Consider the following 8,925-nt stretch of genomic DNA (forward strand, 5'->3'; position numbering starts at 1 on the left):
CCCCAAGCTTTCCCTCGGGGTTCTTTCTCGTCACTTCCCCGTGAATTCCCCTGCAGCATCGAACCGCAATGATGTCGCGCGTGGAACGATGGCCGTCGTGGAAGTGCTCGCCCTGGCCCTGGCGGCCCGGCGGCGTCATCAGGATGGGAGTGGCTGCCAATGCTTTCATCTCAAGGATCAGGCCATCGAGGGCTTGAATGCTGTACTGCTGATCCTGGGTGAACGAGACCGGGCGTTAGGCCGTGGGGAGGGCCGAAGCGCCTAGCGGTCAGCGCGACGAATCAGCGAAAAGGGCGTGGAGTTGTCACCGATGGCAGCTCCACTCCTGAGCGCGGATCGTGTCGCGCCCGATGATGGGCTGTAGGTGTCTGCGCACACAACGTGTTTGCGCAGCCCGTCGTCATGCATCGCTGCGATGTAGTTATCGCTAGGCCATAGACTGATTTGAAAGTGCGAGCTGGTTGCTATAACGAACTGTCGATTGCGTCACGGAACTGTCGACAACTCCTTCAAGCCAGAGTCGGACTATTCATGTTAAGCAGCCTAGTTTCTCCGTTTCACGTACTTGCCCCGACGCGTTTGGATTACTCGATGCCGCATATGGGAATACCCTCAGTTGGCGGCAAGACGAAGCCGGTGGCATCTCATCTGGCAAGCATCGGCCACGCAACGGACGACCGCGCTACCGATCGAACGGCCATCTCCAGCGAAGGCGCACTGCTTGGCATCGGTGCCGATTATCGCCTGCCGCGTTTGACCGTCTTGTCCATTCTGGGGCGCATGCAGGACACCCTGAGTCACATGCCCTGTAGCAGCAAGCGCGCGCACTATGTCGACCGATTTTGTGGCGCGCTTGCAGCGCGCTCGATGAATGAACCGCTCGACGCCAGGGAAAGCAAGGCACTCGCTGCCTTGATGCGCAGCGTACGGCAGCGCCTTCCAAAGGGACGGCTAAGCGATTTCACGGTCGATGGCGGCCATCGTGTCGATGGAGCCCAGCTTATATGCGATGTGTGCGAAGCCATGCGCGCGTTCAGCAAAGCTGCCGCCATGCGCATCAAGCTTGAGGAAACAGCCGCGCAATGGGAGGCTAAGCACAGCAGCCTGGGCCTTCCGGGCTCGTCGCACGTGAAACAGTCGGCATTGAGCCTCGGTCTGGGCGGTGGCCTGTCCGGTGTGGCGAAGATCGGTGGCGGCGTGCGGTGGGGCGCGACAAAGATCGTGACGGCTGACGATGCGATCAATGTGCTTTCCATGCATGAGCGGGCAGGGCGCCTTTATGGCAAGGCAACCGCCGGCATCGGCGACATGTTGGGGGTCTCGGGGGAAGGCTGGGTGGAATACGCCAAAGCGCCAGCCAAGGATCTCGGCCTGATCGAAGATGTCGCGGCCCGGGTGACGGAGAAAAAGCTCAACCGTACGAGTGGCCTGCAACAACTGCGTAACGCATGGCGGGGGCTGATCGGCAGTCGCGCCCGTGCTTCGACTTACGACCAGATCCTGCGGCGCGCCAATGCCTATCGCGACAAATTACCCATGCTGGTATCGCCCTGGGGTATTCGGCTGCAACCGATGTCGCGGGAGCTGCCCTCGGAGTTGTCGCAGGTGCCGTTACGCGCAGTCGTCAACCAATGGCGGAGCAACGTGACGGGCGCGGCGTCGGCTGGCGTGATTGCGGCCTCGGCGTCGGCCTCGCGCCAGAAAACGGAAGTCAGGGCAGCGCTGTTGACACCCATATCGACCTATCTGGAAGGCGGGCATGTCGAAACCCCGGTAGATCTTCGGCGCGTCGAAGCCATCGTCCGACGTGGGGAGCGCCTACTGGGCAGCAACCCGGCAACGGCGCCGCTTTCCCGCCTTCTCGAAACCCATGGAAAACCATTGAGTGTTGCGACTGCCTTGGCGCGGTTGGAGGCCGAAGTGGAGCATTACGAGCAGGTTGCCCGTTACAGCGGCGTATCCAGGAAAGCCGTACGGGATATTGAAGCTTCGTTCCTGAAGAGCTGGAAGGCCGCTACGCGTGAGGAAGCGATGGTCCATATGCTCGCCGCTCACGCCTGGCTGCGCGTGAACCCGCAGGGCTTGGCATCGGGCAGCGACGACGATCGGTTGGCGACGGATTTCGATCGTGTAGCGCGCAAGATCTACGAGATGGATATCGGCCACGATCGCGATCACGTGCGTACAAATAGCAGTGTCGCCGATCGATTCATGCAAGAGATCCAAACCTCGTCCTTGCATCTGCGAGTAGGTGCCGGTATCGACGCGATCGGTGCGAGTGTCGGGATGGGCGTGCACCAGTCGCACCGTCGTGATCCTAATCCATTACGTGCCGGCGAATACCTCAATATTGAAGTGAGCTTCTCCCTGGTATCGCAGCTGAACCAGCTCGCTGCTGCCATTGTGGATGCAGTCAAGCCAGTGCTTCCGGAGGCTTCACTGGCCAGCGATCTAAGCAACCTGCTCGGACAGGGTCTTTCGCATCTGTCGGCCGATGTCACGGCAGGCGGACGCTTGTTGATCCGTTTTTTCAAGCCTGCCTACCAGAGCGAAGCCGCGTTTCCGGACGAGGCCAAAGGCTATCGACTTCAGACGGCAATCCTCTATCGTGAACGATCCATGGGCATCGGTCCCATGATCAGTCTGCCGGTAGCGCCTGGATTGATGATCGATGCCGGCGTAAGCACAGGTGTCGCACAGAGCGACGCTGTGCGGGAGCATTTTGGCGACAATTGTCTCAGCGGCCCGCTCAACCGTTACATGCGCTTGAAAGGCAGCAAAGATCCCCTGGCAAGTTGGGCAGCCTTCATCCTGGCGCAACCCAAGTCGCTTCACAACCTGATGGGCCGGATGGGGGATCCGACGTCGGCCGTGCACCATGAGGCAAGGTATTGGGACGGTTTACGTGGCGAGAAGGGCGAGCATCCGATCTTTGAACAGATGAAGGCCTTTCGCACTGGACGTGCTATCGACGATCGCCAAGCGTGTGAGCAACTTACCGCATTCTTTGGCGATCTGTACGATGCCTTCACACAGAAGCAATTTGCCAGTGAACTGATTACGCCGGTCGATTTGCCGGTGTCGCCGAAGCCGGGCTGGGCGATGCATGCCGTCGAGAGGCCCCTGCGTGTCACTCGTCTTTAGGCACCGGTAGCCGAAGTGAGAGAGCGGCGCCGGCGCACCTGTACGTTTTCTCGATCTCCTCACTTCTCTCCATGAAGCATGATCGTTAGAAAGCTATGGAGCGAGTCAAGTCGCCTTCTTTCAACAGAAATTGGTAGGTGTGCCCGGATTCCTTGGCAATGTGCTCCTGATGACCGGGCCTGATGTAGATACGACGGTAGTCGGTGCAGTCATTCACACCTTTGCAATCCTGATAATTATCCAGGATAAGCGTGGTGTTGCCCTGATTGGCGACGATGTACTCATCATGATGATCGCCGAGTTGTGTGTCGTAGCGCACTTGGTTAGGTCGCGCGATAAGCGTCATGCCGTAACCGATGACTACCTTGACGCCGGCCTGGAGAGACGAGCCATAATCCGCGGCCTCCTTCTCGTTCAGGCCGAACTCTTCTGGCTTTTCGGGTAGGACGGGAATGAAGCGAACGCGATAGTAACGCTCCCTGTCGCGGTTTCCTTCATGAATCAAGCGCGTGGCATACCGCCCGCCGGCCCGGATGATCAAGCGATCCGGGCTGCTTACGACGGCGTGACGCGTGGGATCGTCGCCACCGATCCGTGCTTTGTCGATCGGGATTTCGCTCGGTTCGTCGTTTTCGTTATAGACAATTTCACTTATTTCGACACGTACGAAGGCCGTCGCGTCGCCGCTGTTGCGGATACGCTTCAGCAGTGTTTGCTTGCCGGGATCAAGAAATTCGTAGAGAGAGCCAATATGAATGCCTGGTGACGCGGCATGAGCAATCGGGTACGCGGCAAGCACGGTAGTGATGAGAAAAATTCGCATAAGCATGGTCGCTTCCTTACTTTGAAGATTTCCTATCAGAAACTGGTTTCGAAGATCAGGGTGACGTTTCCGCTCCAAGTCGATCCGGGCTGCGATAGCATTTTGGACACAGGTGCACCATTGACGGCGAAGAGCGCTATCGACGGCTGAGCGGCAGCCTCGCCATCGTACATTTCGAAGAAATGATCTTTTGACTTGTCGAATAAATAGTAATGAATAGGTATTCCTGACTCTACGAGGCGCCAGCCGCCAAAAGTCAGTCTTAGGAATATTTCGACTTCTGAATTGTCCTGGCTGCTGCGTATCGCGCAATGACTTCCGGTGCCATATTGGCAACGAAGAGTTACATGAATGGGGTCTTTCGTGAAGATTCTGAATTGAGTCGTGGCCTTCAATTCTCGCGGCACGCTATCGGGATCGGTCCAGGCTGACCAGCCACCTTCGGGTACCAGTTCGATCTTTTCTGACTCATCCAATCGTATGACATCAAGTTCGTGTGTGACGGTGAACTCGAAGCGGACTGTCAGGGTGCTGTCGCTGACCGTGACCTCATCGCCAAAATCGATGTCATTGCCTGCGCCACCCAGCGAGTACGTCAGGTTGCCTGTGTATACGCCACTGGGAAGTGCCGTCGGAGCGGGAGTGACAATTCGCAGGCCAAGGCCAATGGAAGGACTATGATAAGAAGTGGTTGTACTCGTCGCGTCAGTGTTACTCGATGCATAGCAGGGGGAGGGTGTCGCTGTATTTTTTATCGACACTCCAAATTGCATCGCAGACGGCAGGTTGACCATCAATCGATGAGAGCAGCCGCCCTCGAAGGAAAGTATGTCGGCACGTTTGCTGCGGTCGACAGGCGCCAGTTCGCCGCTGTAGGAGGAGAAGGCAACGGTAAAGCGAGCAGTATCCCCATGTTGATTCTGAAGTATGACCTCCCTTTGAGCAGGAAAGGATGCATACATTCGTGTACGTATATTGTCACCACTGACATAGTTCCTGGACACCGTGACCGGCACGTCAAAGACATAGTGGCCGCGCTCTTGGCAGAGATCCGGTTGCCAGTGGCAGTATTGGCTTTGCGTGGTTGTGTTCTGGAACGTTTGATCAGAGGCGTTTTGCGCAGAAGAGCGAAATGCTCCTGTCACGACCACATCTGCGGCCGCGACAGGCAATGCCGCGCACAAGATGACAAGTTTGAGTACGGCATGTACGCAGGCGCGCAGCGCTCTGGTCGAAAGGGGGTGCATAGCAGTCCGTTGCTGTTAAAGATATGAGGCGTGTTAGGCTCATTTCCGCATGAGCTCATGGTGACATGCGGGTGAGGTGGGCTTCAAAGCGGATAGCACTCTGATTAAAAGAGCTTGTTGCGGCCTTAGTCGTCGGCGCGCGACGTCGCGGTATGGCTCCAAGCATGGCGATGTCGATGCAAACGAATGGTATTTCCGTTTACCTTCCACCGGCTAAAGCGTGATTACCAAGCGACGGACAGGTAAGCGTGCCAGCCAGGATAGTGTCGCCATCGCGCGGATACCGACTGGCATCCAGCCTGACCCGGCAGTCTTTGACGGCGGGGTGACGCACCTCCAGCTCCGGCTGGCTGGCGCTCATTTCCAGTGTGAAGAAGCCGTCAGCTTGCGCCACGCTGCGGCCGACATGGTTATGCAGCTGTGCGCCACGCAGCGGCTCGCCGCGATAATCGGCAACGCGGCCGATCACGGTCACGGTGCGGGAAACCTTGATGCTACGCTGCGCGACGCCGCCTTTGTTAAGGTGATAGTCGATATGTAGCGGAAGGATCGCGGCGGCCGGTGCGTCGCTGCTGTTGAAGTCGATTTGCACATTGCCACTTTTATAGGCTGCGACTGGAACCAGATTTCGCCCAGGCTTCAGCCGCGTCATCGTGCCTTGGCTATCGTGTGCGCGGAGATCGAGGTCGGGGATATCCGAGTCGATATCCAGGATCAAGCCGGTGTGTACGTCTGCGGCCCGGTTGCCGCCAGCCAGCTTTCCACCACCGAAAGCGAGCATATTTTCCAGTGTTACGCCTCCCGTTATCTTCCGGTTGAAGGAGGAGCGTAGTGCAAAGGCGCTGCCGCTCAGCGTGGGGCTATCGAACTGGGCATTGGCCGCAAGGCTGAAGCCATAACGATCCGCGGTGACGTCGGCGGTGACTTGCCTTAGCGGACCGGCGTCGACGCGTTGTTGCACGCCCGCTGTGCCGTACAGGTCACGCCGTCCATCTGCGCCACTGCGACTGCCGATACTGCCTCGATAGGAGCGCTGGTTGTCTCCTAGCGAGATATTGACTGACAGGTCGACGCCGCGATTGCGCGCTGTTCGGCCGTAGGATGTGACGGGTCGGTCGAATGCAGAGGCGCGCCAATGGGCCCGATGGCCGAACCAGGATTCCTGCCGGCTGAACATCAGGTCGAAGCCAAGGCCTCGTGAGGCGCCATGACTGTATGACGCGCGAGCGGTCAAGGTGCCACGCTGTGCGAATGTATGGGTCGCCGCGACCGTCGAGTTTCGTGTCCAGCCAGCGCGGGTGCCGCGCTGCCGATCGGCGGTCTGCCGCTGGCGATTGTGGCTGAGGTTCAGGTTGCCCTGCCGATAGGTGTAAAGTGCTTGAACGTCGATGCCGCGGCCATGGCGATGGCTGCGGTAGAGATTGGCGTATAGATTGGCACGTTCGTGTGCATACCAATCGACTGAACCCGTGACCGTGCGTTCGTTACCCAGGCCGGTAAAGGAAGCACCGAGCACGGTGCGAGGGGTGGCCAGGTAGTTGGCGGCGCCGCTGAAGCTGTAGGCGCCGTTGCGGCGATCGTTGCGATCGTCGAACAGGCTGTGTTGTCTTCCGGCATACGCGTTGTAGCGCCAGCGCTTATCGGGGTCGTGCCAATGCGTAGGTTTATTGATCAGCTCGCGACGTGTGGAAGTCACCTGACCATCCTCGATGACGCGAACTTCGACGTCGTAGATACCGCCAGGCAAGCGGCGGGTTTCAAGCAGCTGTAGGCCGGGCTCTATCTGTTGCGTATAGATCAGTGCGCCATTGCGATAAAGCTCGACGCTGCCCTGGCGATTGGCCGTGACATACAGGGGCACCAGGCTGGGTGTGTCGCCGCCGATCAGCAGCGAGTCGGAAGAGCCGATCATGGCGCCCAAGGTGGTGAGCGCTGGCAGGCCTGGGGCATTGGGCTGGCGACCTACGCCCTGAAAGTCGGAAAGAAAATAACCTACCCGTACAAAATGATCGGCACGCTCTCGCTGGGCATAGGCGCCCTGCAGCGATTGTTGCCAAGGCGCGCGCCGTTCTCCGCTGCGATAGGCCACATAGTTGCCGACCAGTGTCCATTGACCGACGCTGGCTGTCAGGTCGGCTCGGTAGGTGCCGGTCGTACGCGTTCCGTCAGCATTGAGATTCAGGTTGTTGCCAAGCAGCACGCCATAGCTTCCTTTGGGCGGAAGCCGATGGTATCGCTCTGTTCGAGTATCCCGTTCGGCCTCGGCCGTGACCAGAGAAAGCACAGAGTTTTCCAGGCTGTAGTGCAAGGCAAGCAACCCGTCGCTACAAGCGTGGCTGCAGGAGCCGAGCGCACGAGGTACGCTCAGGTAGCTTGTCCAACGCTCGCGTTCGGTTGCTGACAGAGCGCTTTCGTCGCTCTCGGTAAATTGCAGCAGTTGCACCGTATTGCGCGGAGAAAGAACGATCTTGGCATCGCCCATATACCGGCCGTCACGCTCGACGCGTACGACTAGGGGAGCATCGAAGAAGTGCTCACGAAAATCGGCAGGCATCGAATCGGCTTGATCCAGAAGATGCGTTTGATTCAATGAGGCCGTACTGGCGTATGCGGATTTTCCGAGCCCGAGCAAAATGGCAACAGCAAGCAGGCGCGGGCGAGCATGCATGTGGGGTGCTCCTGAAAGGAGGGCGCACGCAGCGCCCCCCAGTGATCGAACAGATATGAGGTCAAATAACCTGACGGTCGAACAATCGTGCAGAAGCGATCAGGGCAGGGTCGTCTCAAAAATGATGCCGACAACGGCGGTGTAATCGCCCGGTGCAGCCAAATATGCGTCGTTCGAGGTGGGGCTCACAACGACGTTGATCTCCTTGCCTTTGCCCGCGTCGGATTTATTTGCTATCTCTTGAGATGCACTGGCCGACAGTGTCTTGCCACCTATCTGGATCGATATAGGAATCTTGTTTTTACTGGCGGTGTTGTGGACAAGCTCGGCCGCACTTGCGAGCTTGGCCGTAATTTGTTCGGTGCCTTTTACAGTCACCTTCTTGGCAACGGTTGGCTTGAGCTTGCCTGTCTCCGGGTCGAACGTCATTGCCAGGGGCGTGTTATGCCAGTTGCCTTCCGGTGTAACGGTGAAGCCAGAAGGTGCGGGAATCGTGGCTGTGACGGTGAAATCCAACGTCTTTGTCTGATCCGCTGCGGCGCAGTTTGCTACTAAGCCGGTCATGGCGAGGAGCGCGAGAAAAGAGCGCTTGAGTTGCATGGAGAACTTCCCTGTGAAGAGCCTGGTGTGTCGGCGGCATCAGGCCGAAGCATTCGGTCTTGTGTGCACCAGTGAAACACTTAGGACGGAGGCGTCCTTGCCCCGACTGCTTGCCATCATCGTCTGATCGCGGGTGTAAGACCATAAGACTTGGCCTAAGGTGATGCGATGATATCGATGGTTTGTGCGGCGAGGTGCGTAGGGTTCGGCAGTTGGGGTCCGGGCAACGGGCGGCTACATCGCCATCGTCAACTGTTGTCGAACCTTGTGCTACACGCTCCGGTCAGTCGCGACTGAAGGGAACCTCTAAAAACTGGCTCTTCTGTGGGAGCGACTTTCGTCGCGACGATCGTGCCTTATCGCAAGTCCTTGTCGCGACTGAAGTCGCTCCCACAACGATAGGATCCGCTTTCGCTATATTCGGGCGATTGAGAGGTTTTTAG

General features: G+C 58.2%; 6 protein-coding genes. 2 read left to right on the plus strand and 4 right to left on the minus strand.

The features are described from left to right. Window positions 1-265 (plus strand): hypothetical protein (locus VIM98_RS10530; protein ID WP_331993059.1); only part of this gene is annotated, 265 nt, incomplete at its 5' end. Window positions 266-600: 335 nt separating this feature from the next. Continuing rightward, window positions 601-3,144, plus strand: a complete 2,544-nt coding sequence (locus VIM98_RS10535; RefSeq protein ID WP_331993060.1) for a hypothetical protein — start codon at window positions 601-603, stop codon at window positions 3,142-3,144. Between the two features lie 85 nt (window positions 3,145-3,229). On the opposite strand, the gene VIM98_RS10540 is transcribed toward VIM98_RS10535, so the two are convergent. The 4 genes from VIM98_RS10540 to VIM98_RS10555 form a co-directional block, all read right to left on the minus strand. Further along, window positions 3,230-3,973 carry a CS1 fimbrial subunit B flags: Precursor gene (locus VIM98_RS10540; protein ID WP_331993061.1) on the minus strand — a complete coding sequence of 248 codons (744 nt, stop codon included), beginning with the start codon at window positions 3,971-3,973 and terminating at the stop codon, window positions 3,230-3,232. A gap of 29 nt (window positions 3,974-4,002) precedes the next feature. Next, window positions 4,003-5,214 (minus strand): hypothetical protein, encoded by a 1,212-nt coding sequence (locus VIM98_RS10545; RefSeq protein WP_331993062.1) that lies wholly within the window; start codon window positions 5,212-5,214, stop codon window positions 4,003-4,005. A 199-nt stretch (window positions 5,215-5,413) separates the two neighbouring features. Further along, window positions 5,414-7,882: a TcfC E-set like domain-containing protein gene (locus tag VIM98_RS10550; RefSeq protein WP_331993063.1), complete on the minus strand. Its 2,469-nt coding sequence runs from the start codon at window positions 7,880-7,882 to the stop codon at window positions 5,414-5,416. Between the two features lie 99 nt (window positions 7,883-7,981). Then, complete coding sequence (locus VIM98_RS10555) at window positions 7,982-8,482, minus strand: CS1 type fimbrial major subunit (RefSeq protein WP_331993064.1); 501 nt, start codon at window positions 8,480-8,482, stop codon at window positions 7,982-7,984. Between the last annotated feature and the right edge of the window lie 443 nt (window positions 8,483-8,925).

Origin of the sequence: Dyella sp., assembly GCF_036568765.1 — a bacterium.
In the GTDB taxonomy this organism is placed as follows: domain Bacteria; phylum Pseudomonadota; class Gammaproteobacteria; order Xanthomonadales; family Rhodanobacteraceae; genus GSA-30.